Source organism: Butyrivibrio sp. (assembly GCF_015056685.1).
Classification (GTDB): domain Bacteria; phylum Bacillota; class Clostridia; order Lachnospirales; family Lachnospiraceae; genus Butyrivibrio.
In genome coordinates this window covers 1-25589 of sequence record NZ_SVFW01000051.1, presented here as the reverse complement: position 1 = coordinate 25589, position 25589 = coordinate 1, and the positions used below count along the sequence as shown (strand labels likewise).

The window sequence follows — 25589 nt, the reverse complement described above, 5'->3', positions numbered from 1 at the left end:
GGAACTACAACGCTATGCATGTGCATTCCTATCATGGTTCCGCCAATATCGATTCCGGCATCGGCTTTCCCACATATTGATTCAACAAGAACAGGATCCTCAAATCTCTGGTAGCTGACTGTTGCCATGGCGCCACCTGCGTGATTTGGCTGAGGAATTGCATTAACCTGTTCAAATCCGTATTTTTCCATGGCGGCTCTTTCCATTACAAGAGCTCTGTTTAAGTGTTCACAGCACTGCACAGCTGCAAATATGCCATTTTCTTTTAAAACAGGCATAATGCCATCGTACACTGCATTTGCTGAGTCAAGATTTGTGGCTGTTCCTATCTGGTCACCAAGAATCTCACTTGAGGAACATCCTATCACAAAGATATCGCCTGCTTTAAGGCGTGCTTTTTCAAGTATCTCGGTTACGGCCTGACGGCTTTGTGCAGTAATATCTTCAAAATTCATGTTTTTTACCCCTGTCATGCTTATATTTGATCCTAATAATTTTCACACAATCATATGCGAATTGCAATTATAACTAAATGATAAAAAAAATCTGAAATAACGTTATATTTACACTTTGTTTACATTAGCTGTGGTACAATTTATATATATGCCAACATGGATTATTGGCTCTTTTTGGTATGATGCGGGGTGCTTTATGAGTTCATTTGAACAGGGAAAGTTAGATGAATATGGCCATATGGATAATCTGACAGGGCTCCATAATCTTACGGGTGTATTGGATCACCTTCAAGGAAATGGAGAGTATTCTGCATCAGGTATTACTATGGTTATTTATCTGAATATAATGAATTTCAAGTCCTTTAACCAAAGATTTGGTTTTCTGGGAGGAAATGAGTTCCTCGAAGGAGTAGCTACAGAGATAGAGAAAATCTTTGATCAGTCGCTTATTGCAAGGACAGGAGATCAGTTCATCATTCTTTCCAAAAAGCTTCAGGAAGATGAAATAATAGAAAAGCTTGATCAATTAAGAAATGCTGCGCGCAAGTATGAAAGAAACCTGAATATGCGTATTAAAGCAGGCATTTATAAGGTGCGTGGCGATGAAGCATACCCTGTTTTGTTCATAGACAGGGCAAAGATTGCTTGTGATGACATTATAAGAGTTTATGACAAGGATAACAATTTCTATTCTGACGAGCTAAATAAAAAGAATGAACTAAGGCAGTATGTAATTGATAATTTTGAGAGTGCATTCAAAAAGAGATATTTTACTGTATATTATCAAAAAGAAGTCAGAGCACTTACGGGAAAAGTTTGCGGATATGAAGCGCTTGCAAGGTGGATGGATCCTGTGCATGGCATGATATCGCCTGCTATTTTTGTGGAAGTGCTTGAAAGCGTGCATTTGGTGCATAAGCTTGATATATACATTATTGATATGGTGTGCGCAGACCTAAGGGATGATATAAACAGTGGTTTTTGTGTGGAGCCGGTTTCAGTTAACCTTTCAAGACTTGATTTTGAACTGTGCGACATAATGGCAGAAATTGATAAGTGCAGAGAAAAGTATGGTATTCCCAAAAAGCTTCTTAACATAGAAGTTACGGAAAGTGCAATAGCCAGCGGTTCAACTTTTCTTGGAGGCGAAATAAAGAAATTCAGAGATGCCGGATATCAGGTTTGGATGGATGATTTTGGGGCAGGATATTCATCATTCGGCAACCTTAAATCCTATGATTTTGATATGCTCAAAATAGACATGAGCTTTATAAGGGAATTTGAGACAAATAAAAAATCAAGAGTTATTCTTGCGACGATTGTAAACATGGCAAAAGAGCTTGGGATTCACACCCTTGCCGAAGGTGTGGAGACTCAGGAACAGTATGAGTTCTTAAGGCGAATAGGCTGTGAAAAGATTCAGGGATATTTTTTTGGAAAACCTAAACCTGCGACAGATATTGACAGGCCAAAGGAGAGCACTTTGGAGGTCTGTGAAGATGTTGATTATCATGAGTACTATGACGATATAGGCGGAATAAATTTCCTTGGGAGTACACCACTTCGTCCCAAAACTATGCAGGTTATTAATAACCTTCCTATTGGATTATATGAAATTATTGATGAAAAGCCGATTATTATTTATGCCAACGATGCTTATAGGAATTTTTTGAGCAGCCTTGGCGTATCAAGTGTGAATGAGGCAAATAAAAGGAATCAGTGTGTTGATCTCACCGAGACAAAAAGACTTTTGGAAATATCAAAAAAGGCCGAGATGTCAAGTGATAAGAGAGCTGAAATGGACCTGGTTGTTAACGGGAGCGTGATTAATACTAAAATCAGGTTCATTTCGAGGCATGGATGTAAGGCTGCTTTTGCAATAGTCTCAAGAAATATCACAATGCACGGCGAAGCCAAGAAATCTGACAATATTCAGGTTGCGATGGCACATGTATTTAATCAGTACTTTAGAGTGGATCTTTATGATGAAGATGGAACAGTTGAGAATATATTCCTGAATTCAGATCAGCTTGCAGTTGCAGATATAGAGCCAAATGCTGTAAAAGCAGTTCAGATGTATTCAAATATGTATCTGTATGAACAGGATAGAGAGAGATTTAGAAAGTTTTATAACATAACAACTGTTCTTGAAAGAGTAAAGAAGGTTGACAGAGATTATCTTGTGGATTATTACCATTCTGCAATTCCCGGTGATGATGGAAGAATGCAGATGTACATGATACTTCCTTTCTACTATAATGATAGGTGGAAGTATATATCCTGCTGCAGATATGCTGATGATGTCAGCGATGACAGGATATATAACTAAATACACCAATCGAAAGTGGATAGGTATGCTTAGATTTTGTTTTGGGGCATCCGGTTCGGGGAAAAGTACCGGATTATATAACGAGGTAATAAAAAGAAGTATCGAGGAACCGGGGAAATCTTTTTATATAATAGTTCCTGATCAGTTTACGATGCAGACCCAGAAGGATGTAGTAAAAATGCATCCTTCTCACGCTATAATGAATATAGATGTACTGAGCTTTGGAAGGCTTTCACACAGAATATTTGAAGAACTTTCCATAAGCTCTTTTTCTGTGCTTGATGATCTGGGAAAAAGCCTTGTTCTAAGGCGTGTCGCAGATATTCTTGGCGCCAAACTCCCAATTATAGGAAAAAACATGCATAAGCCCGGCTATATTGATGAGGTAAAATCAACTATCTCTGAGTTTATGCAATATGGCATTTCAGATGAAGCGCTTTCTCTGCTTGAGGAAAAGAGCTCCTCTAAAGGTGCGCTTAATTCCAAGATCAAGGATTTGAGGCTTCTTTACAGTGAATTTTTGAAATACATTGATGGCAAGTATATCACTACTGAGGAGACTCTTGATGTTTTGTGCAGAGAAATCCCTAACTCTAAACTGATGAAGGACAGTGTTATAGTTTTTGATGGCTTTACCGGATTTACCCCTATACAGTACAGAGTTATCAAAGCTCTTATGAATGTGGCAAGTGAAGTAATGGTTTCTCTTACTATCAGCCCGCTTAGTGACCCTTATGAAGGTACTTTCGAAGAGCAGGATCTTTTTATGCTTACAAAAAAGACTGTTCTTGACCTTGAAAAGCTCGAGTATCCCGGAAATATGAGCTTTGACGCATGGAGAAATGTAAGAAATCAGGAAATGTCTAAAAATGAGCAGGGCGATATTTTCATAAAGGAAAGTCCTGTGAAGAGGCTTGAGAATAATGAACCACTGGCCTTTCTTGAGCAGAATCTCTTTAGATATAACAAACTCAAATATGAAGAAGAGCAGGATGTCATATCAATCTATCAGGCAAGTTCACCTTTTGAGGAAGTCAGGCAGACACTGATAAAGATATCGGACCTTATAAGAGAAAAAGGTTATGCTTACAGGGATATTGCCCTTGTGTGCGGAGGCCTTGATAATTACAGCGATATCCTTGAAGATGAAGCGAAAAAGTTCAATATCCCAATTTATATCGATAAGAATAGCAGCTTGCTTTTGAATCCTTTTATTGAATATATAACCAGTGCCATAAACATAGTTATTTCAGGGTATAAGTATGAGGACGTATTCCACTACATGCGAAGCGGAATGACTTCTTTTTCTGCTGAAGATACAGATCTTTTGGAAAACTATGTAAGAGCTCTTGGAATTAAGGGAAGAAAGCAGTGGGAGGACAGATTCCTTAGGCATATGCCAAAGAAATTCAAGTCTTCATCTAAGGAAAAAGACTCAGAAAAAGAGGTGGCTTTACTTGAAAAGCTTGAGGGAATGCGCGAGCAGATAAGTCTTTGCCTTAAGCCTTTATTTGAGAATAAGAAAGGTAAAGTATCCGATATAACCAGGGCTCTTGTACAGGTAATAGAAACTGAAAATTGTAAGGAAAAGCTTGATGGCTATAAGGAAAAGTTCAGATCTCTTGGAAATGAGAAAAAAGCAAGGGAATATGAGCAGATCTATGACAAGATATTAAATCTTCTAAAGCAGATTGATGAGCTTCTTGGCGATGATGAAATTGATATCTCTGAGTATAGGGATATCTTAAGCGCGGGCTTTTCTGAGATTGAAGTTGGCACCATTCCTCAGGATGTTGACAGGATAATTGTGGGAGATATAGAAAGAACAAGGCTTAGAGAGGTTAAGGTTCTCTTTTTACTTGGAGTTAATGACGGGTATATTCCGTCAGGAACAGGTACAGGAGGAATTCTTTCCGATATTGACAGGCAATACCTGCTTGAACTTGATACAGGGGTAGAACTTGCGCCAACTCCAAGGCAGCAGATGTATATACAGAGACTATATCTGTATATGAACCTTACAAAGCCGACAGACAGGCTGTTTTTGTCCTACGCAGAGCTGGGAGCGGATGGTAAATCACTTAGACCTGCTTATCTGGTTCCAAAGCTCATTCAGATGTTCCCGGGGATAACTGTGGAAAAGCCTGAGGAGGGAACTTTTGAAGGTCAGCTTGTAACGGCAGAAGACAGTATGGACAAGATTTCTGAGATGCTGAGAAGATATGCACTAGGAATTCTTGAAGGCAGAGAAAAGTCAGACTTTATAACGCTCTATAGGACCCTCTCAAAGATAGACATGGAAAACAGCAGGATTCTTAACAGGATCACAGAGGCGGCGTTTAAACATTATGAGGATAAACCATTATCCAGGATGATCGCCTTGTCTTTATATGGAGCCAATCTGGAGAATTCCGTAAGCCGTCTTGAACAGTTTGCAAGATGTTGCTATGCACATTTCCTTAAGTATGGTCTGAGGCTTGAAGAGAGAAAAGAGTATGAATTTAATGCGGCAGATCTTGGAAATGTTTTCCACGAAGTATTGGAAAAGTACACTCATGAGGTCATGAGCGGGCAAAAGAAATGGACAGACATCACAAAAGAAGAGTCAGATGAATTGTTAAATCGTATTTTAACCGAATGTATCACCGGTTATGGCGAAACAATACTTATGAGCAGTGCCCGTAATCAGTACATGACAGAGCGCATAAAGAGAATCCTTACAAGAACTGTGGACACTCTAAAGTATCAGATCTCTAAAGGGCACTTTGAGCCTGCATATGTGGAAATGGATTTTAGAGATGCGGGTAATATCGATGAGATAAATATAACCCTGTCTGAGGACGAAAAGAATAATATCCTAACCAGCATGAAATTACATGGGCGCATTGACCGAATCGATTTATGCGAAGACGCTGACCATGTATACGTGAAGGTTATAGATTTTAAATCAAGCGGACATAAATTTAATGTGGCAGCGCTTTATTATGGGCTGCAGCTACAGCTTGTGATGTATATGAATGTCGCAACTGCAGCTGTAAAGAAAAAACACGGTGGAAAAGATACAGTTCCGGCAGCAGTGCTGTATTATCACGTTGATGATCCTCTGGCAGATGGAAAAGCAGATTTGCAACCGGATGATATCAATGAGGCTATAAAGGATAAGCTGAGAACGACTGGCTTGGTCAACGAAAATATGGATGTTATAAACCTTTTAGATGAAGGGCTAAATGGCAAGTCAGATGTCATTCCTGTGGAGCTGAAAAAGGATGGAACAGTGTCAGCCAGATCAACGACAGTTACACTTGATGATTACGAAGCTATCTCAAAATTTGTGGATTCCAAGATAAAAGACTTTGGAAACAGGATTCTTCAGGGAGAAATAAAGGTTAACCCTTATGAAATGGGTGATATAACCTCTTGTACATACTGTTCCTACAGGTCTATCTGCGGATATGACGAGAAAATATCGGGATATTCTATGAGGGAGCTGAATATCAAGAGTGACGAAGCTATGGAACTCATACGAAATCAGAATAATTAATTGTGGATTTAATATTTGAAATTAGAAGGTTGGATAAATGGGAGTCACATTTACAGAAGAACAGCAGGCAGTAATAGACGCGAGAAAATCTAATATATTGGTTTCGGCGGCAGCAGGTTCAGGAAAAACAGCTGTGCTGGTAGAGAGGATCATACAGATGATCAGCAGCGATGTTGATATCGATCATCTCCTTGTTGTTACCTTTACAAAGGCCGCTGCTTCTCAGATGAAAGAAAAAATAACGCTGGCTATTCAAAAGAAACTTGAAGAAGAGCCAGATAACAAGCATCTCCAGAAGCAGGAGACGCTTATTCATAATGCCCAGATAACAACCATTGACTCTTTTTGCCAGTATGTTATCAGAAACAATTTCAATCACATCGGACTTGATCCATCTTTCAGGGTTGGAGATGAGGGGGAACTAAAACTCCTTATGGAAGATGTAATGCAGGATCTTCTGGAGGTGGAATATGCCCTTGCTAAAGACGGACAGAATGAAGATTTTATTTACTGCATGAACTATTTCGGTACAGGAAGCAGTGACAAAAAAGTTGAGGAATATATATATAAGCTCTACAAGTTTTCTGAAAGTATGCCCTGGCCAATGGACTGGCTTGATGAGAGAGCAGGAGATTATTTGGTTGAAGGTGAAAACTTTGATGAGCTTTCGTGGGTTAAAGACTGTGTCGCATATATCAAAAGTTCATTGCAGGAATCTGTGGATAAGTTGTCAGCGGCCATAAAGATTTGTGAGGAACCTGATGGCCCGTATATGTATGGTGATCTTTTAGAACAGGAAAAAGACAGTATTTATGCGGTTTTGGGATATAATACCTACAATGAGCTATTTGACAGGGTTCGCGGGATTTCTTTTGGCAGACTCCCAGGAAAAAAGGACGATTCCGTATCCCCCGATAAAAAAGATTATGTTCAGAAGTTAAGAAATGGTGTTAAGGATGAAATAAAGACGCTGACAGAGGACTATCTGGCTCTGACTGCAGATGTAATAGTCGAGCAGATGAAGCTCTGCGACAGAGCAGTCAAAGAGCTTTGCAGGCTTACGAAAGAGTTTAAAAAGCGCTTTGATGACAAAAAGAGAGAAAAGCAGATGATCGACTTTTCTGATATGGAGCATTTTGCACTGCAGATATTGGTAGATCATCCTGGTGATACACCTTCTGCTGTGGCGCTTGAATACAGAGATTACTACAAAGAAGTGCTGATCGATGAGTACCAGGATTCCAATAATGTTCAGGAGATGATGCTAAAAGCAATTTCCGGAGAAGATGTTACAAAGTCTGAGAGGTTCATGGTAGGTGATGTTAAGCAGAGTATCTACAAATTCAGACTTGCAAGACCTGAGATCTTTATGGAAAAACTTGGGACATATTCCAAGGAAGTCTCATCAAAGGACCGCAGAATAGACCTTCACAAGAACTTTAGAAGTAGAAAAGAAGTCCTTGAGATAACAAACTTTATCTTCAAAAAGATAATGGGCAAAGACCTTGGCGGAGTAGAATATGACAAGGATGCGGAGCTTGTGACCGGAGCAGAGTATGAAAGTCCTGCATTTGACATGTCGCCGGAACTCATTCTGATAGATGGGGCACCTACAGGAGATGCCTCCAATCCTGATGTGGATATAGACTCATATGATACAAAAGAGAAAGAGGCTCTTGCAATTTCTATCCGCATAAAAGAGCTTATGAAAGCTGATCCAAAGCTTAAGTTTAAGGATATTGTAATCCTTTTAAGAAGTAATGCCGGTTGGGATGATGCCTTTAAGAGCGTTCTCGAGGCTCAGGGCATCCCTGCTTATATTGAATCGAAAAGTGGTTATTTTGAGACCGGTGAGATCAGCACAATGCTGAATATACTGACTATAATTGATAATCCCCTTCAGGACATTCCACTTGTGGGTGTGATGCATTCACCTATTGGAGGTTTTACTGATGAGGAACTGTCTGAATATAGAATAGCAATTGGTTCTGATGACTCTTTTTATCATGGACTTGTTGAACTTGTTAATAATGACAGGGGGAAATATCAAAAATTAGCCGAATTTATGGACTTTTTGCAGGAACTCAGGGAAATGTCCGTTTACACCCCTGTTCATGAGCTTCTTCAGTATATTATCAGAAAGACAGGCTATGATAAGTATATAGCAGCCCTTCCTTCCGGAAGTCAGAGGAAAGCAAACCTTGATCAGCTTCTTTCCAGGGCGCTTAGCTTTGAAAAATCAAGCTTTAAGGGACTGTTCCACTTTATCAGATATATTGAACATCTGAAGATTGCAATGGTGGATTACGGCGAAGCAGGAATCATTGATGAAAATGCGGATGTAGTCAGGATCATGACTATCCATAAGAGTAAGGGACTGGAATTCCCTGTAGTCTTCGTGGCAGGACTTTCCAAAAAGTTTAACAAGATGGACACAAAGGGTGACCTGATTGCTGACATTGATTTTGGAATAGGTGTAAAGTGCATAGATACTGAGCTTAGAGTGCGATATGACACGTTAAAACGCCTGATCATTGCAGATAAAATGGAAAAAGACAGCCTAGGCGAAGAACTGCGCGTACTGTACGTTGCGCTTACACGTGCGAAAGAAAAGCTTATCATGACGGCTTCCTGCAAGAGTCTGAATGATAAGCTGGAGGGCGTTATAAGGAGTATTCCAGTTATAGCTGGAAAAACTCTTTTACCATATTCCATGAGAACCTCTGCGGACAGTTATCTTGATATTATCCTGCCATCTGTCATAAGGCATCCAGGTGTAGAAAAACTTCTTGATAAGCTGGGGATTGCCAAAGAGAATTACCTGCCCTTTGTGGATAAAGATGCCGGAAACATAGCCTTTGAGTTTAAGAGTATGAATGACACTGATCTTTCAGACGCCCTTGGAAGTGAAAATGTAAAGGGAGTAATGAGGCTTGAGAACTTAAAGGGGGATGTTGATACCTGTTTTGATGAGCAGTTATCAGAACGACTAAGAGCAAAGTTTGAGGCAAAATATGCCCACGAGGATTTGAGAGGTCTTTTTACCAAGACTACTGTTACAGAATTAAAGAGCAAAAAGCTGCATGAGGAAGGTGAAGTATTTACCAGGGAGATAAGTTATGAAGAACCTGAAGTGAAAAATGACAGCCCTTCTTCTAAAGATATTCTCTCCGGCGCAGAGAGAGGAACTGCATACCATAGAGTAATGGAGCTTTTGGATGATCCTATCTATGGGGATGAAAGTCTTTTTGCCAAAACCAGGGATGAGATTGCATCTGCAGTAAAAGAGTGGATAATACAAAAAGAAAAGCTCAAAGTGATACCACCTGAGTATTCAAAGTCGATCAAAGCCACTGATATTGCTACTTTCCTGGAGACGGACCTTGGAAAAAGAATGGGAGCGGCTTTTAGAAACGGCGCGCTCATGCGTGAGAAGCCCTTTATGATGGGAATTCCTTCAAAAGAGCTTGATGCAAAATTCCCGGATGAAGAAATGGTGCTTATTCAGGGTATCATCGATGCCTTCTTTATAGAAGACGGAGAGATAGTGCTCCTTGATTATAAGACAGACCATGTAAAGAGTGATTCTGAGCTTGTTTCAAGATATAAGATACAGCTTGATTATTATAAAAGGGCCATAGAGGCCTCAACAGGTATGAAGGTAAAAGAAGTGTTTATTTATTCTTTTGCCATGGGTAAAGAGATAAGGCTATGATTCAGGGCTTGAGACTATTGACAAAACGGCAGCGAAAGCGTTAAATATGAATTGCAAAACAAAATAGTACCGCTAGGGGAGCTTTGCTGAGATTGAACGGATATTCCGTCGGACCCTTATTACCTGAACCGGATAATACCGGCGTAGGGAAGCATTAGATATTTGTTATTATCTGTTTTTTCGTGGGATAATGATAAATCCTCCTCTTGATACGGTATTTGTCAAAGGGAGGATTTTTTTATGGATTTATTTTTACAGGATGTCAGTGGTGAAGGCGTATACAGTTTCACGACTGGTGGCTATATTTTGTTCGTTGGGTTAATGGTTGTAGCACTTTTGGTTGTCAGCTATTTCGTGAACAAAGACGGTAGGGGCAGGATGAGCATCAGGCAGCTCACAACCTCAGCTCTTTGTATTGCGCTGGCATTTGTATTGTCCAATGTTAAGCTCTTCAAAGCGCCGATGGGCGGATCTGTAACAGCATTCAGCATGTTCTTTATTACTTACATCGGTTATATGTACGGCCCTAGAGTAAGTCTTGCAGCAGCTTTTTCATATGGTCTTCTGCAGATGGTGATTGATCCTTATATTGTAAGTGTTCCGCAGCTTGTTTGTGATTATGTACTTGCTTTTACAGCACTTGGTATTGCAGGATTTTTCCACAATAGCAAATACGGAATGTTTAAAGGATATGTAGCAGGTGTCCTTGGAAGATATCTCTTCGCTGTTTTATCGGGAGTTGTATTCTTTGCAGATTATGCACCTGAAGGAATGTCACCTGTAGTTTATTCACTTCTTTACAATGCTTCATATTTAAGCCTTGAAGCAATCCTTACACTGGCTGTTCTCATGGTTCCTGTAGTGAGAATGGGACTTAACCGCCTCAAACATGAAGCAAATGAGGTCGGCGTCAGAAGAGAAGCTACTCTATAATATAAGAATTATATCTTTGATAATCGTCGCTGCCTAAGGTGGCGGCGATTTTTATTCCTTCTTCAAGGTATTCGGAGGATTTTACAACACCTTTTCCTGTTAAAAGACTTAGCAGCCCGCCCTCTGAATATGGTATAAGCATTACGCATTCATTTTCTGTCTCGCCCAGTTTTTTCTCTATCAGTTCTATAAGCGTATTAAGGCTGTCGTCAGCCCTGGCGGATATATATATCCTGTCATCCATTGATTTTGGAACATTCATTACAAGTTGACCGGCCTGTGCCTGCTCATCTTGAACAACATCCGACTTGTTAAATACGTAGATTACGGGAATATCTCCTGCGCCTATTTCAGCTAAAGTTTCTTTGGTTACATCCATATGGTATCGATATTCTGGGTCAGAGAAATCTATCACCTGAAGTAGGAGGTCAGCATATTTGGCTTCTTCAAGGGTTGATCTGAAAGCCTTAACAAGAGCGTGTGGCAGTTCACTGATAAAGCCTACGGTATCAGACAAAAGAAAAGGTCTGTGTCCAGGAGCGGATATCTTTCTTACTGAGGTATCAAGAGTTGCGAAAAGCATGTCTTTTTCAAGAACCTGTTTTTCATCAAAGGCTTCGCCACCGTACATTCTAAGCAAATTGTTCATGATAGTGGATTTGCCGGCATTGGTGTAACCCACAAGAGAAATCCTCGGAAGACCTGATCTTAGGCGTCTTCCTCGCTGGGTATCACGTTCTTTTTCTATGTAGCTTAAGTCTCTTCTAAGTTCTGCCATCCTGTGTTCTATGCGCCTTCTGTCAAGCTCAAGCTGCTTCTCTCCGGATCCTTTGTTGGAGAGTCTGCCGCTTCCGCCTCCCTGCCTTGAAAGAGAAGTTCTCATATGAGCAAGCCTTGGCAGCATATACTGAAGCTGTGCGTATTCTACCTGTTGTCTTGCCTCTTTTGTTCTGGCTCTCTTGGCAAATATCTGCAAGATGAGGCCGGTTCTGTCAATAACCTCTGTGTCCAATGCTTTTTCGAGGTTTCGTATCTGCATTGGAGACAAGGTATCATTGAATATTATGATGTCCGCGTCGAAAACATCTAAAGAACTGCGTATTTCTTCAACTTTTCCACTTCCTATGTAAGTGCTTCTGTCCGGATTTGGAAGTGACTGCGTAACTGTACAGGCAACCTCTATATCCAGGGCCTTTGTCAGCTCTTTTAACTCATTCATTGATCTCTCAAAGTCAGAGTCACTTTCTCCCTGATTAAGGCCTACCAAAATGGCGCGTACTGATTCCTTTTCAGTATTAGATTCATAAAATGCTGGTTTCATATCCTATTTCCTTACTATATGCACGGATTTATCCGAAATTTTTCTTGCATAAAAATAAAAAAAGTAATTTAATTTACTTATATATGCTATCACAAATTGGAGGAGAATTATGGAAAATTTAAAGATTCCGAGTGGCTATGTGTCAGCGCTTGATCTGCACGATACACAGGTTGCCATCAAGACAGTTAAAGATTTCTTTCAGGGGATGCTTTCCACAAGGCTCAATCTTCAGAGAGTTACAGCCCCCTTATTTGTTACACCTGAGTCAGGTCTTAATGACAATCTTAATGGTGTAGAGAGACCAGTTTCTTTTGATATCCTTCATCAGGACGGTCGCAATGCAGAGATAGTTCATTCTCTTGCTAAGTGGAAAAGATATGCCCTTAAAAAATACGGCTTTAACGTAGGCGAGGGCTTATATACAGATATGAACGCCGTAAGACGTGATGAGGTTCCTGATAATATTCACTCCATTTTTGTAGATCAGTGGGATTGGGAAAAAGTTATTACTAAAGAGGATAGGAATGAAGAATTTCTCAAGGAAACAGTAAGAAACGTATATAAGGTTCTTCGCAAGACTGAGAAGTTCATGTCTATTCAGTATGATTATATTGAAGAGATCCTTCCTGAGGAGATCTTCTTTATCACAACTCAGGAGCTTGAGGAAATGTTCCCTGAGTATACTCCAAAGGAACGTGAATACTACATTGCTAAGGCTAAGGGCGCTGTATGTATCATGAAGATCGGTGATCTCTTACCTTCAGGTGAAAGACACGACGGAAGAGCTCCTGACTATGATGATTGGGAACTCAATGCTGATATCATCGTATATTATCCTGTTCTTGACATTGCTCTTGAGCTTTCAAGCATGGGTATCCGTGTAGATGAGAACTCCCTTAAGTCACAGCTTAAGAAAGCAGGCTGCGAGGAGAGAGCACAGCTTCCATTCCAGAAGGCAATTCTGGATAAAAAGCTTCCTTATACTATCGGCGGTGGAATCGGACAGTCCAGAATCTGTATGTTCTTCTTAAGAAAAGCACACATCGGAGAAGTTCAGTGCTCAATCTGGCCTGAAGATATGGTAAAAGAAGCAGTTTCTAACGGAATTCAGATTCTTTAAACGAATTATTCGCAATTTCTTCACAAAATAGTCACACTTTAACGATATAGTTTTTTAAGTCGCATAAAGAAAGGGGTGACTATTTATGTTGAGACAGATGATAAGAAAAAATATAAGCTTGCAGCCTTCACAGGTTAAGAACTTTGTGGACACAGCTTCTAAGTGCAACTTTGACGTGGATATATATTACAACAGATATGTGGTTGACGCTAAATCAATTTTAGGCGTTCTTGGCCTTGATTTTAATCAGAAGCTTACTGTAGAGTTCAGCGGACATAACGCAGAATTTGAGCAGTACCTTGACACTCTTGCAGTTGCAGGCTGATAAAACAATTTGTTCATTGTAGATTAAAAAAGCTCCATGGTATAAAATATCATGGAGCTTTTTCTTTTTCTAAAAAGCCTGATTTAAATAAGTTTATATACGGAGAGTATATGAGGATTGAAATATCTGTACGCGGACTTGTTGAATTCATACTTCGAAGTGGCGACATAGACAACAGAATACATCAGGCTCCTGCAGATGCAATGCAGGAAGGCGGCCGAATACACAGAATGATACAAAAGAGCATGGGACCTGATTATCATGCGGAAGTTCCACTTGAGTATGTACATAGTGCAAACGGCTATGAACTTGTAATATCCGGAAGAGCTGATGGTATTTTAGATAAGTTTTTTGGAAAACCCGGAGCATATGATGCGCAGGAGTCTTTTATCGAGAAAAATACTGCTTTGCCACTGATAGATGAGATTAAGGGCACCTACAGAGATCTGAATCACTTAAAGGAACCGGTGTTGGTGCATCTAGCTCAGGCTAAATGCTATGCTGCCATATATTCAAGGCAGATAAAATGTCCCGAGATAAAGGTCAGAATGAGCTATTGCAACATTGACTCGGAGGAAATGAAGTATTTTGACTATAAGTTTTCTTATAAAGAGATAACCGGATGGTTTGACGATATCATAAGCAGCTACTTAAAGTGGTCTGATTTTGAATACAACTGGAGTATAGAAAGAACTGCTTCTCTTAAGAAGGTTGCGTTCCCCTTTCCTTACAGAGATGGGCAAAAAGACCTGGCAGCAGGCGTATACAGAACTATCATACATGGGAAAAAGCTCTTTTTGGAAGCTCCAACCGGCACGGGAAAGACTATAACCACTGTATTTCCTGCCATTAAGGCCATGGGCGAGGGCAAGACCAGCAAGATCTTTTATCTGACAGCCAAGTCTATAACAAGGACGGTTCCGGAAGAGGCCTTTAATACCCTGAGAAAGACTCAGAATATGAGCCTTAAGACGGTTACTATAACTGCCAGGGATAAGATATGTTTTTTGGAGGATGCCGAGAGAAACTGCAATCCGGTTATATGCCCCTACGCAAAAGGGCATTATGACAGAATAAATGATGCCATATTTGACTGCCTGACCCACGAGGATTCTTTTGACAGGGAAGTGATCATAGAATATGCCAGAAAGCACGAAGTCTGTCCCTTCGAGATGTCTCTTGATATGAGCCTTTGGGCCGATGCTGTAATTTGCGATTACAACTATGTATTTGATCCTTTTGTCTATCTTAGGAGATTCTTTGCTGATGGGGCAAAGGGGGATTACATCTTTCTTGTGGATGAGACACATAACCTTCTGGACAGAGGAAGGGATATGTATAGTGCGGTTCTTAGAAAAGAGAATTTTCTTGAGCTTAAGACCACCATAAAAGAGTACCACCCGAGCATTGCGGGGCATTTGGATAAATGTAACAAGGTAATGCTGGAGATGAAAAGAGAATGTGACGGATGTACTAAGCTTACTTCAATAGAAAAGCTGATCAATCCACTTAACAGGCTGGCAGGGATAATATCCGAGTATTTGGAAAATCATTCTGAAGGTCCATGCAGGGACGATATACTGGAGTTTTATTTTGATATATCGAGATTTTTGACAATTTATGACAGAGTGGATGACCACTATGTGATGTACAGCGAGTTTTCTGAAGACGGAAGCTTCTTAGTAAGGCTCTATTGTGCAGATCCGTCAAGAAATCTCTCAGAGTGCATGGCCAGGGGCAGATCATCAATACTTTTTTCTGCAACTCTTTTGCCAATCCAGTATTATAAAAAACTCCTTGGCGGAACAGATGAGGATTTTGAGATGTATGCCAAATCTGTTTTTGATCCGGACAGACTAGGGCTATTTATTGGAAGTGATGTTACCAGCAGGTACTCCCAAAGGAGCGAGGCACAGTACATGAATATTGCAGGCTATATCCACAATATAGTCAGCGCCAGAAGTGGGAATTACCTTATTTTCTTCCCTTCACATCAGTTTTTGGATGAGGTTCTTGCATGCTTCGAGGATAACTTTTTGGATGAGGAGACAACAGAGCTTCTTGTACAACAGAGCTTTATGAGTGAGGATGCAAGGGAAATGTTCCTCGACAGATTCTCAGCGGGAAATGATCTGGACCTTTCGAAAGTTATCCACATGGATATAGATGTGGTTGAGGATAAAAATATCCTTGGATTTTGTGTTATGGGAGGAATCTTTAGTGAGGGCATTGATCTTAAGTATGACAGCCTTATTGGTGTAATAGTAGTTGGAACAGGTATACCTCTTGTGTGCAACGAAAGAGAGATATTAAGGGGATACTTTGATGAAAAAGGACTTGATGGCTTTGACTATGCATATAGATTCCCAGGCATGAATAAGGTTCTTCAGGCTTCAGGACGAGTGATCAGAACTGAAGAAGATATGGGCGTTGCAGCACTTTTGGATGACAGGTTTATGCAAGGGAGTTACAGAGCTCTTTTCCCAAGAGAGTGGAAAGATTATAAGACTGTAACGACCAGTACGGTCAAAAACGCTGTATCTCAGTTCTGGACTGGGATTTGCCGCGATTGAGCCATTGGCTTTGGAAGGAAATCATAGAAAGAAATAAGCGAGGTTTACATAATAATAAAATCTATGAATTTATGTAATCCAAACACATGTTTAAATTGTATCAATTGGATATTCAATTTGACGTTTTTGTAGAAAAATGATACTGAGTTTACCGATAAGTGACGTGTGCGTCATGTGGATAACTCTGTGGAAACTGGGGATTAGTCGAAATTTAGTTTTAAAGATACCGCTAAAATAGGCGCTTTAAATGGTGTGCAAAAATACAACACTATGGTGTGTAAAAACGAACATATGACTAGCACGGTCAATGACTATATGTAAACCATATATTATAGTTGACACGTATGTCATGTTGCTAGCGCCCTTACGATGTTGTATACTGACTCTAGTTTTTTTATGGCTCTTATGCTAATTTGAGGTACCACGATGAATATTAAAAACTTTGATTCCGAAATACAGGCCTTATATGATGAAGTGCTTACTACCAGAACAACTATGTCCAGTAGTTATATCAATGCCTGTAACAGATTTATCAGAAGAGCCAAAGAGGCGGACGACCAGAATCTTTTGGGATGTGCCTATTACTACCTTGCAGATGCGTATTATCTTTTGACTACAGATTACAGGAAATTCAATCTGAATCTGTTAAAGGCAATTGAGATACTTCAGTCCTGTGGAGAAAACGAGTTATTGGCCAGATGCTTTAATCTATTGGGCATCGATGCACTAAATCATGGCAATCACGAACTTGCTCTGGATTTCTTTTTATCAGGAAAAAGAAATTGTGAAGGGCTCGACAGCGGTGTTCCTGGTTTCATAGATTTTAATATAGGTCAGATTTATTATGTGGCTGGGGATCCCAAACAGGCTTTGACTTATATCCGTTCAGCCTACAAACAGATCAGAAAGAATAAAAAAGACAGTTTATACTATAGAAATATACTGTTTTGTTATTGCTTTGAGGCAGACTGTTATATGGAACTGGGCAAGCCGGATTCAGTAAGAAAGTGCCTTCTGGGAATTGATAAGCTTGAAGCGGAGAATAAAGCCGGCAGAGAATTTGCAAATGGTATTACCGCTGCAGACATAAGGACCAGGGGCTATCATTACATAGGGGATATGGTTAAGTTCCAGAGATATGCTTCAAGGCTTCTTACTCTTATCCAAAACGACAAGCATCCCCTTGATAATATGGAAGACATATTTATTATGTGTCGTTTCTTTATTAAGATTGGTTGGATTGACGAAGCTGTCCGTATAGTTGATAATACTGAAAGGTCTCTTGCGGATTTTAATATAGCACATCTGAAAAAAGATTTTGCCAAGCTAAAATGTGAGCTATATGTATGTCTTGGTGATAAAAAGAAAAAGAACGAAGCACTGAATGAATTCTTCCAGGCTTCTAATGATGAAGAAAAAGAAAGACTTGCCAATTATAAGTTTTTCACAGACATCAGAAACAGACTTTATGCTATTGAAAAAGAAAATGTCATTTTGCAGAAGCAGGCATCTACTGATCCTCTGACAGGGCTGGGCAACAGATATGGCCTTAATAAGTTTGCAGATGCAGCATTTGAGAAGGCATTTGACCTTAAGAGATCGCTGGCAGTAGAGATTCTTGACATAGATAATTTCAAGCAGTATAACGATACCTATGGTCATCAGGCAGGTGATGAGTGTCTCACTCAGGTTGCCTCTATAATAAATGAAATGGCCAGAGAAAATGAACTCATTCACGCCTTTAGATATGGCGGCGATGAATTTGTTATTATATATGAAAGCATGACTGATAAAGAAGTCATGGAATATGCTACAATGCTTAGACAGGCTGTGATAGATCTTAATCTTTCCAGCAAATACTCCGACAAGGGAATCGTGACGATTTCCCAGGGAATCAGAAATTCTGTTCCTCAGGAGACTACTAAACTCTGGGACTATATGTATGCTGCGGACAATGCTCTCTATCAGGTAAAAGAGCATACCAAAGGCGAGATCATAATGCTTCATAAGGCAGTGATCTCACAGAAGTCACTGGATGATGCAACACACCTTTAAGTAAATTAGAGAACTTTTTATAAGGAGATAATTATGAAAAAAGAACTTGCTAAGACCTATGATCCAAAGGGAATCGAAGCTCGTCTTTATTCAAAGTGGGAAGAGAAAAAGTATTTCCACGCAGAAGTAGATGAGACCAAAAAACCTTTTACTATTGTAATCCCACCGCCAAATATTACCGGTAAGCTTCACATGGGACATGCTCTTGATAACACAATGCAGGATATCCTCATCAGATACAAGAGAATGCAGGGATATAATGCACTTTGGCAGCCTGGAACAGACCATGCTTCAATTGCTACAGAGGTTAAGATCATCGATACTCTCAAAAAAGAAGGAATCGATAAGAGAGACCTTGGAAGAGAGAAATTCCTTGAGAGAGCATGGGAGTGGAAAAAAGAATACGGCGGAACAATCATTCAGCAGCTTAAAAAGCTCGGTTCATCCTGCGATTGGGACAGAGAGCGCTTTACAATGGATGAAGGCTGTAATGAAGCTGTTACTGAGGTCTTTTGCAAGATGCACGAGAAAGGCTATATCTATAAGGGTAGCCGTATCGTTAACTGGTGTCCTGTTTGTAAGACTTCTATTTCTGATGCAGAAGTTGAATACGAGGAGCAGGCAGGCCACTTATGGCACATTAAATATCCTGTGATCGATGAGAATGGCAAGGTTTCAGATACAGAGTTTATCGAGTTTGCTACAACACGTCCTGAGACTATGCTCGGTGATACAGCAGTTGCTGTAAACCCTGATGATGACAGATACAAGAGCTTCAAGGGCAAGAAAGTTCTTTTACCTATAGTAAACAGAGAGCTTCCTATCGTTGAGGACTCTTATGTTGATATGGAATTTGGTACAGGTGTAGTTAAGATTACTCCAGGTCATGACCCTAACGACTTCGAAGTTGGAAAGCGTCACGGTCTTGAGGAGATAAACATCCTCAATGATGATGCAACTATCAATTCAAACGGTGGCAAGTTTGCAGGCATGGACAGATATGCTGCAAGAGAAGCTATTGTTAAAGAACTTGATGAGATGGGACTTCTTGTTAAGATAGAGGACTATTCTCACAACGTTGGAACTCACGATCGTTGCCATACAACTGTTGAGCCTATGATCAAGGCACAGTGGTTTGTAAAGATGGATGAGCTCATCAAACCTGCAGTTAAGGCTGTAAAGGATGGAGAAATCAAGCTCATTCCTTCAAGAATGGATAAGACATATTTCAACTGGACAGATAATATCCGTGACTGGTGTATTTCAAGACAGCTCTGGTGGGGACACAGAATTCCTGCTTACTATTGCGATGACTGCGGCGAAGTAGTTGTTGCAAAGACAGCTCCTACTGTATGTCCTAAGTGTGGAAAAACTCACTTTACTCAGGACCCTGATACACTGGATACATGGTTTTCTTCAGCTCTTTGGCCATTTGAGACACTTGGCTGGCCTCATGATACTAAGGAACTTAAGTACTTCTTCCCTACAGATGTGCTTGTAACAGGTTATGACATTATCTTCTTCTGGGTAATCAGAATGATCTTCTCAAGCTACGAGCAGATGGGAACATATCCTTTCAAGACAGTTCTTTTCCACGGACTTGTTAGGGATTCTCAGGGAAGAAAGATGAGTAAGTCACTTGGAAATGGTATTGATCCTTTGGATATCATTGAGAAATACGGCGCTGATGCTCTGAGACTTACACTTATCACAGGTAATGCACCTGGTAATGACATGCGTTTCTACAATGAGAGAGTAGAAAACAGCCGTAACTTTGCAAACAAGGTTTGGAATGCTTCCAGATTTATCATGATGAACATGGGCGAAGACACAAAGAGCGCTATTCATCAGCCTGCTCCTGAAGGTCTCGAGCCTGTAGATCACTGGATCCTTTCCAAGTTTAACAAGACTGTAAAAGAAGTAACAGATAACATGGATCATTTTGAACTTGGAATCGCAGTTCAGAAGGTTTATGACTTCATTTGGGATGAGTTCTGTGACTGGTACATTGAGATGGTTAAGCCTCGTCTTTACAACTCAGACAACAAAAAGTCACATGAAGCAGCTCTTTGGACACTTCAGACAGTACTTATCGGAGCCCTTAAGCTCCTTCACCCATATATGCCATTTATCACAGAAGAAATCTTCTGCACTATGCAGGATGAAGAGGAATCAATCATGATTTCTGACTGGCCTGTATATAAGGAAGAGTGGAATTTTGCTGATGACGAGAAGGCTATTGAGACAATCAAGGAAGCCGTTCGTGGAATCCGTAACGTAAGAACTCAGATGAACGTTGCTCCATCCCGCAAGGCAAAAGTATTTGTTGTAAGTGAGAACAGTGAAATCCTCGATATCTTTACAACAGGTAAGCTCTTCTTTGAGTCACTTGCATATGCTTCTGAGTCAGTATGCCAGAAAGACAAGACAGGCATTGCTGATGACGCTGTATCAGTAGTACTTGCTGATGCAACTGTATATATTCCTTTCTCAGACCTTGTAGATATTTCAGCTGAGATTGAAAGACTTACAAAGGAACAGAAAAAGCTTGAGGGAGAACTTAAGAGATCTCAGAATATGCTCAGCAACGAGAAGTTCCTTTCAAAGGCTCCTGCAGAGAAGATTGCTGAAGAAAAAGAAAAACAGCAGAAATATCAGCAGACTTACGACCAGATCACAGAGCGTCTTAAGCAGCTTAGCAAGTAATTATAGACAACTGTTTGTGCAGCTTGGATAAGTTATGACAAAAGAGATAAATGATAGCATAAATCGAATATTGGAATCTGCATCAAGTGGAATAGGAGTTTCGGTTAGGGAATGTGAAGAGTTCCTTAACCGGATTCCGGGTTTTACAGATAAACATACGATCGAAGACACAAGGGATTTTCTGGAATTTCTGGGGAATCCTGATGAGAACATGAAGATCATCCATGTTGCCGGGACCAATGGAAAAGGCTCGGTGTGCAGTTACCTTACATCTATACTGATGAGAGCTGGATACAAGGTGGGGACGTTTGTTTCGCCTCACCTTGTTAAAGTTAATGAGAGATTTTTGGTTGATGGCAGGATGATATCAGATTCTTTGTTTGTGGAAGTATTTGTGGAAACACTTCAAAGAGTCATGGAATATGGCAAGGATGGCTATTTTCCGACATATTTTGAATATTTGTTCTTTATGGCCATGCTCCTTTATGATGTATATCCTGTGGATTACCTCATACTTGAAACGGGACTTGGTGGAAGACTTGATGCTACTAATTCAATTGGAAGGCCTGAGATCAACATTATCACCGAGATAGGTTTTGACCATATGCAGTACCTTGGTAATACTATTGAAGAGATAGCAGGGGAAAAGGCCGGCATAATAAGACCCGGAGTTCCTACAGTCTTTTTTGATAAACAGCAAGAAAGTACGGAAGTAATAAAGAAAAAGGCTCTGGAATTGGATTCCAGGGCAGTTATAATCCAGGAAAAAGACATTGAGAATGTAAGAGGAATATGCGATGAAAACGGAAACAAATTCATTGCTTTTTCGTATAATTCCCTTTATGATAAATATGTTGACTTGAAACTGTCGACCCAGGCCAGGTATCAGGCGGAGAATGCTGCTATAGCAGTAACAGCCGCAGAAATACTCAAGGATAATGGCGCTGCTATATCCAGGCAGGATATACAGGAAGGGCTTATTACAGCCAAATGGGAAGGCAGAATGGAAGAGATCCGTCCGGGAATATATGTGGATGGAGCTCATAATATTGACGGAATAGAGGCATTTCTTGATTCTGTAAAAGGAATAGATGCAGACGGCAGGAAAATACTGCTTTTTGGCGTGGTTTCTGACAAACAGTATCTTAGCATTGTGGATAAGATACTCTTAAGTGGCCAGTTTGATGCCATATATGTTGCGACTCTTGAAACTTCCAGATCAGTTTCTGTTTCAGAACTTAAGGGAGCTTTTGAACATGGCAAGGAAGAGTTTGGAATTTTCGGACTGCCTATAAAGTACTATTCAAATGTCAGGGATGCGTTGACTGATATAATCACTATCAGAAAGTCAGGAGACATAGTTTTTGCCGCAGGATCTTTGTATCTTACGGGCGAGATAAAGGCTATGATGTGAAATAACTCATATCTATAATACGAGGATAATTATGCTGAATTTTGAAGAAGAACTTAAAAAATTCAAACCAAGCCTTGAAATAGAGGATACAGAAGACATTATCTACAATCAGGATCTTGATGATATGTCAGATGTACTTGTAAAGCTTTTAAAAGAGGCAAGAAGCGAAACTGATAATCAGAGAAGGACAAGATAACAGATGAGGTGCGCTAATTGCAACACTGAATTGAACAATACCGACATTTGTCCGGGATGCGGAAGAAATGTCAGAACATACAAGAAAATGGTCAGCCTTTCAAACAGGCTTTATAACGAGGGACTTGAAAAAGCCAGTGTCAGAGACCTTTCAGGTGCTGTTGCTTCCCTTCGCCAGAGCCTTAAGCTGGACAAGAATAACATTGATGCCAGAAACCTTCTTGGACTTATTTATTATGAGACCGGGGAGGTTGTTGCTGCGCTTTCAGAATGGGTAATCAGCAAGAACCTTGAAACAGGTGAGAATACTGCGGATTACTTTATGGATACAGTCAGAAACAGTCCAGCCAAGCTGGATGAGATCAATCAGACAATAAAGAAATTCAACATCGCTCTTAATTACTGCAAACAGGACAGCCTTGATCTTGCTGTAATACAGCTTAAAAAGGTGCTCTCACTTAACAGCAATTTTGTTAAAGCACATCTTTTGTTATGTCTTTTGTATCTAAAGAGCGGAAACTGGGATAGAGCCAAGGCAGAGGCTGGCAAGGCGCTTAAGCTTGATACTGGCAATATTATGGCCAAGAGATATCTCAAGGAAGCTGATGATATGCTCCTTCCTGGTGAGAGCGGTAAGCTTGTTTCTGATATAGCTGCAGATGCTGATGATGTTATCAGATACAACAGCGGCAATGAGATGATCATTCAGCCAGTTAAAAAGACTGCAATTACAAGAACGGGATCCATATGGGGAATTGTTCTTGGAATTATTTTGGGAATCGCTGCTTCATGCTTTTTGATCCTTCCACAGAGGATTGCGGGAATCAATTCCAATAATCAGGAAAAGATAACTCAGATAAGTGAAGAATCTGATGCAAAGTCAGCGCAGATAAATGATTATGAACAGCAGATCAAGACTCTTAAGAGCCAGGTTGAGGAACTTGAGGGACAGGTTTCAGGCTATGAGGGTGCAACTTCCACATCAGCAGCCATGAATTCTCTTATGCAGGCTGCGTCAATATACATCAAGGATTCAAGCGATGTGGATGGAATAGCAAAGGCCCTTGCTGACGTTGATCTTACTGTGATAGGTGAGGATGTTTCAACTGAATTCACAGAGCTTTATGATAATCTTATGGTGCTTGTAGGCCCACAGCTTGCAACATCATATTACAATACCGGATACGATGCCTATAAGGAAAGTGATTATGAAACAGCTATCAGCAATCTTTCTAAGGCATATCAGTACGACAATTCCAATGTGAATACATTGTATTATCTTGGTAATTCTTATTACAACAGTGGTGATATTGCCAAGGCCAAAGAGGTCTATGATGAGGTCATCACAAGCTTCCCTGAGACAAAGAGCGCTCAGGAGGCTAAGACCAAGCTTGCAGAAATTAATAATTCTGATGGTTGATTAAGCAGATTGAGGCGATAGAAATATCGCCTTATTTTGAAGGAACATAGTGGGGAAATGATAAATTTTTCGGATTTAGGTTTTATATTCAGGTTTTTGCCTGTATTTCTAGTAGCATTTTATCTGACTCCCGTTACATATAGAAGCGTTACACTGCTTATTGGAAGTTTGACGTTTTATGCCGTGGGAGATTTAAAGGGGCTTGCAGTATTATGCATAGCCGTGATTGTTAACTACTTATTTGGGAGAGCTCATAAGGGGGAGAAGAATAAGTTTCTTCTTGCGTTTATTGTATGTCTTGATGCTTTAATGCTCGTAGAGTTTAAGCTTCTTTCACAATTTGTGGATAATTCTTTTATGCCAATTGGAATCAGCTTTTTTACCTTTAAGATGATTTCCTATCAGGCAGATCTCTACATGGGAAAAATTGATGAAGAGCCGCGCTTTATCGATGCTGCGGCTTATTTTTGCATGTTTCCACAGGTGGTTTCGGGACCTATCATGCGCTTTTCTGACTATCAGAAAAAGGCATATTTTCAGGAAAAAGAGGATATTTTCTCAGCAATAGAAGATGGCTTGAGGTTCTTTGTCGTTGGACTTGGAATGAAAGTTCTTTTGGCAGATCATCTGTCTATGCTGTGGAATGATATAGGAACTATAGGCTATGAGAGTATCTCAACTCCTCTTGCATGGATTGGCGCAGTTACTTATACTCTTGAACTTTACTATGATTTCTGGGGTTATTCTCTTATGGCTGCAGGAATCGGGGTAATGCTTGGATTTCCGTTTGTTGTAAACTTTGATCAGCCCTACAGTTCAGCGAGTGTGTCTGAGTTTTACAGAAGATGGCATGCTTCTCTCGGGTCCTGGTTTAGGGATTACATCTATATTCCTCTTGGCGGAAGCAGAGTAGGGGATATGAGGATTGTTTTAAATCTCTTTGTGGTTTGGCTTATCACAGGCTTCTGGCATGGAGTTACACTGAACTTTATTTTATGGGGGCTTATCCTCTTTGTTATCATAGTATTTGAGCGATTTGTAATGCTTGCAAAGATGCCTGAAATTGCCAGGAAGGTACTTGGTAGATTCAATGTGCTTGTACTTATTCCATTGACCTGGGTAATATTTGCGATTTCTGATCTTAAGGGGCTTACAGATTATTTTAAAAGACTGTTTCCTTTCTTTGGACAGGGAATATCTGTAAATGGAAGCGATTATATAAAGAACCTTGGTATTTATGGCGGATTTTTGGCAGTATCAATTGTTCTTTTGCTTCCGGGATTATATAAATTTTTTGAAGTAAAGAGGAAACATCCGGCATTTACTGTATTATTATTTGTACTTTTCTGGGTTTGCGTTTATAGCTTATCCAATGCTGCCGGTAATCCATTTATGTATTTTAGATTTTAAGTGCGAGCTGAGAAAATCAGCCGCGTAGCGGATGATTTTCCTCAGCGAGCACGGGGCGCCGTGCTTGTTGAGAAGCT

Annotated in this window: 15 protein-coding genes and 1 riboswitch; of the genes, 13 read left to right on the top strand and 2 right to left on the bottom strand. The window is 40.1% G+C overall.

Annotated elements, in window-relative coordinates; genetic code table 11:
• On the bottom strand, nucleotides 1–455 hold a 455-nt coding region (locus E7303_RS15120; RefSeq protein ID WP_292146240.1), incomplete at its 3' end, for a TIGR01440 family protein.
• Between the two features lie 196 nt (nucleotides 456–651).
• Between E7303_RS15120 and E7303_RS15115 the strand changes: the two genes are divergently transcribed.
• From E7303_RS15115 to thiT, 4 genes are all read left to right on the top strand, one after another.
• Nucleotides 652–2784, top strand: coding sequence for a GGDEF domain-containing phosphodiesterase (locus E7303_RS15115; protein ID WP_292146239.1), 2133 nt, complete (start codon nucleotides 652–654; stop codon nucleotides 2782–2784).
• A gap of 25 nt (nucleotides 2785–2809) precedes the next feature.
• On the top strand, nucleotides 2810–6325 hold the full coding sequence (locus E7303_RS15110; protein WP_292146238.1) for a PD-(D/E)XK nuclease family protein: 3516 nt from the start codon (nucleotides 2810–2812) through the stop codon (nucleotides 6323–6325).
• A 37-nt stretch (nucleotides 6326–6362) separates the two neighbouring features.
• A complete protein-coding gene (addA, locus tag E7303_RS15105; RefSeq protein ID WP_292146236.1) occupies nucleotides 6363–10040 on the top strand; it encodes a helicase-exonuclease AddAB subunit AddA in 3678 nt (1225 codons plus the stop codon).
• A 64-nt stretch (nucleotides 10041–10104) separates the two neighbouring features.
• Nucleotides 10105–10207, top strand: a riboswitch (TPP riboswitch).
• A gap of 73 nt (nucleotides 10208–10280) precedes the next feature.
• A complete protein-coding gene (gene thiT, locus E7303_RS15100; RefSeq protein ID WP_292146234.1) occupies nucleotides 10281–10973 on the top strand; it encodes an energy-coupled thiamine transporter ThiT in 693 nt (230 codons plus the stop codon).
• Here the strand turns inward: thiT and hflX are convergent.
• A complete protein-coding gene (hflX, locus tag E7303_RS15095) occupies nucleotides 10963–12294 on the bottom strand; it encodes a GTPase HflX (protein WP_292146233.1) in 1332 nt (443 codons plus the stop codon). The genes thiT and hflX overlap by 11 nt on opposite strands.
• A gap of 109 nt (nucleotides 12295–12403) precedes the next feature.
• Here hflX and asnA point away from each other — a divergent pair, with 109 nt between their 5' ends.
• The 9 genes from asnA (at nucleotide 12404) to E7303_RS15050 (ending at nucleotide 25512) form a co-directional block, all read left to right on the top strand.
• Nucleotides 12404–13414, top strand: coding sequence for an aspartate--ammonia ligase (gene asnA, locus E7303_RS15090; protein WP_292146232.1), 1011 nt, complete (start codon nucleotides 12404–12406; stop codon nucleotides 13412–13414).
• 85 nt (nucleotides 13415–13499) lie between these two features.
• A complete protein-coding gene (locus E7303_RS15085; RefSeq protein WP_022774298.1) occupies nucleotides 13500–13739 on the top strand; it encodes an HPr family phosphocarrier protein in 240 nt (79 codons plus the stop codon).
• Nucleotides 13740–13849: 110 nt separating this feature from the next.
• On the top strand, nucleotides 13850–16312 hold the full coding sequence (locus tag E7303_RS15080; protein ID WP_292146229.1) for an ATP-dependent DNA helicase: 2463 nt from the start codon (nucleotides 13850–13852) through the stop codon (nucleotides 16310–16312).
• A 426-nt stretch (nucleotides 16313–16738) separates the two neighbouring features.
• Nucleotides 16739–18367 carry a GGDEF domain-containing protein gene (locus E7303_RS15075; protein ID WP_292146228.1) on the top strand — a complete coding sequence of 543 codons (1629 nt, stop codon included), beginning with the start codon at nucleotides 16739–16741 and terminating at the stop codon, nucleotides 18365–18367.
• Between the two features lie 33 nt (nucleotides 18368–18400).
• The gene (locus E7303_RS15070) at nucleotides 18401–21073 is read left to right on the top strand and encodes a valine--tRNA ligase (protein WP_292146227.1); all 2673 of its coding nucleotides are present in this window, start codon (nucleotides 18401–18403) and stop codon (nucleotides 21071–21073) included.
• A gap of 34 nt (nucleotides 21074–21107) precedes the next feature.
• Entirely contained in the window at nucleotides 21108–22487 is a 1380-nt protein-coding gene (locus E7303_RS15065; RefSeq protein ID WP_292146226.1) for a bifunctional folylpolyglutamate synthase/dihydrofolate synthase, read from the top strand.
• Between the two features lie 31 nt (nucleotides 22488–22518).
• Entirely contained in the window at nucleotides 22519–22683 is a 165-nt protein-coding gene (locus E7303_RS15060; RefSeq protein ID WP_022774293.1) for a hypothetical protein, read from the top strand.
• Between the two features lie 3 nt (nucleotides 22684–22686).
• Nucleotides 22687–24102 carry a tetratricopeptide repeat protein gene (locus E7303_RS15055; RefSeq protein ID WP_292146224.1) on the top strand — a complete coding sequence of 472 codons (1416 nt, stop codon included), beginning with the start codon at nucleotides 22687–22689 and terminating at the stop codon, nucleotides 24100–24102.
• 57 nt (nucleotides 24103–24159) lie between these two features.
• Nucleotides 24160–25512 carry an MBOAT family O-acyltransferase gene (locus tag E7303_RS15050; RefSeq protein WP_292146223.1) on the top strand — a complete coding sequence of 451 codons (1353 nt, stop codon included), beginning with the start codon at nucleotides 24160–24162 and terminating at the stop codon, nucleotides 25510–25512.
• Nucleotides 25513–25589: the final 77 nt, after the last annotated feature.

Excerpts from the sequence above, each read along its gene's own strand:
- E7303_RS15115 (WP_292146239.1), top strand. The coding sequence starts at position 652 with ATGAGTTCATTTGAACAGGGAAAGTTAGATGAATATGGCCATATGGAT.
- E7303_RS15110 (WP_292146238.1), top strand. The coding sequence starts at position 2,810 with ATGCTTAGATTTTGTTTTGGGGCATCCGGTTCGGGGAAAAGTACCGGA.
- addA (WP_292146236.1), top strand. The coding sequence starts at position 6,363 with ATGGGAGTCACATTTACAGAAGAACAGCAGGCAGTAATAGACGCGAGA.
- thiT (WP_292146234.1), top strand. The coding sequence starts at position 10,281 with ATGGATTTATTTTTACAGGATGTCAGTGGTGAAGGCGTATACAGTTTC.
- hflX (WP_292146233.1), bottom strand. The coding sequence starts at position 12,294 with ATGAAACCAGCATTTTATGAATCTAATACTGAAAAGGAATCAGTACGC.
- asnA (WP_292146232.1), top strand. The coding sequence starts at position 12,404 with ATGGAAAATTTAAAGATTCCGAGTGGCTATGTGTCAGCGCTTGATCTG.
- E7303_RS15085 (WP_022774298.1), top strand. The coding sequence starts at position 13,500 with ATGTTGAGACAGATGATAAGAAAAAATATAAGCTTGCAGCCTTCACAG.
- E7303_RS15080 (WP_292146229.1), top strand. The coding sequence starts at position 13,850 with ATGAGGATTGAAATATCTGTACGCGGACTTGTTGAATTCATACTTCGA.
- E7303_RS15075 (WP_292146228.1), top strand. The coding sequence starts at position 16,739 with ATGAATATTAAAAACTTTGATTCCGAAATACAGGCCTTATATGATGAA.
- E7303_RS15070 (WP_292146227.1), top strand. The coding sequence starts at position 18,401 with ATGAAAAAAGAACTTGCTAAGACCTATGATCCAAAGGGAATCGAAGCT.
- E7303_RS15065 (WP_292146226.1), top strand. The coding sequence starts at position 21,108 with ATGACAAAAGAGATAAATGATAGCATAAATCGAATATTGGAATCTGCA.
- E7303_RS15060 (WP_022774293.1), top strand. The coding sequence starts at position 22,519 with ATGCTGAATTTTGAAGAAGAACTTAAAAAATTCAAACCAAGCCTTGAA.
- E7303_RS15055 (WP_292146224.1), top strand. The coding sequence starts at position 22,687 with ATGAGGTGCGCTAATTGCAACACTGAATTGAACAATACCGACATTTGT.
- E7303_RS15050 (WP_292146223.1), top strand. The coding sequence starts at position 24,160 with ATGATAAATTTTTCGGATTTAGGTTTTATATTCAGGTTTTTGCCTGTA.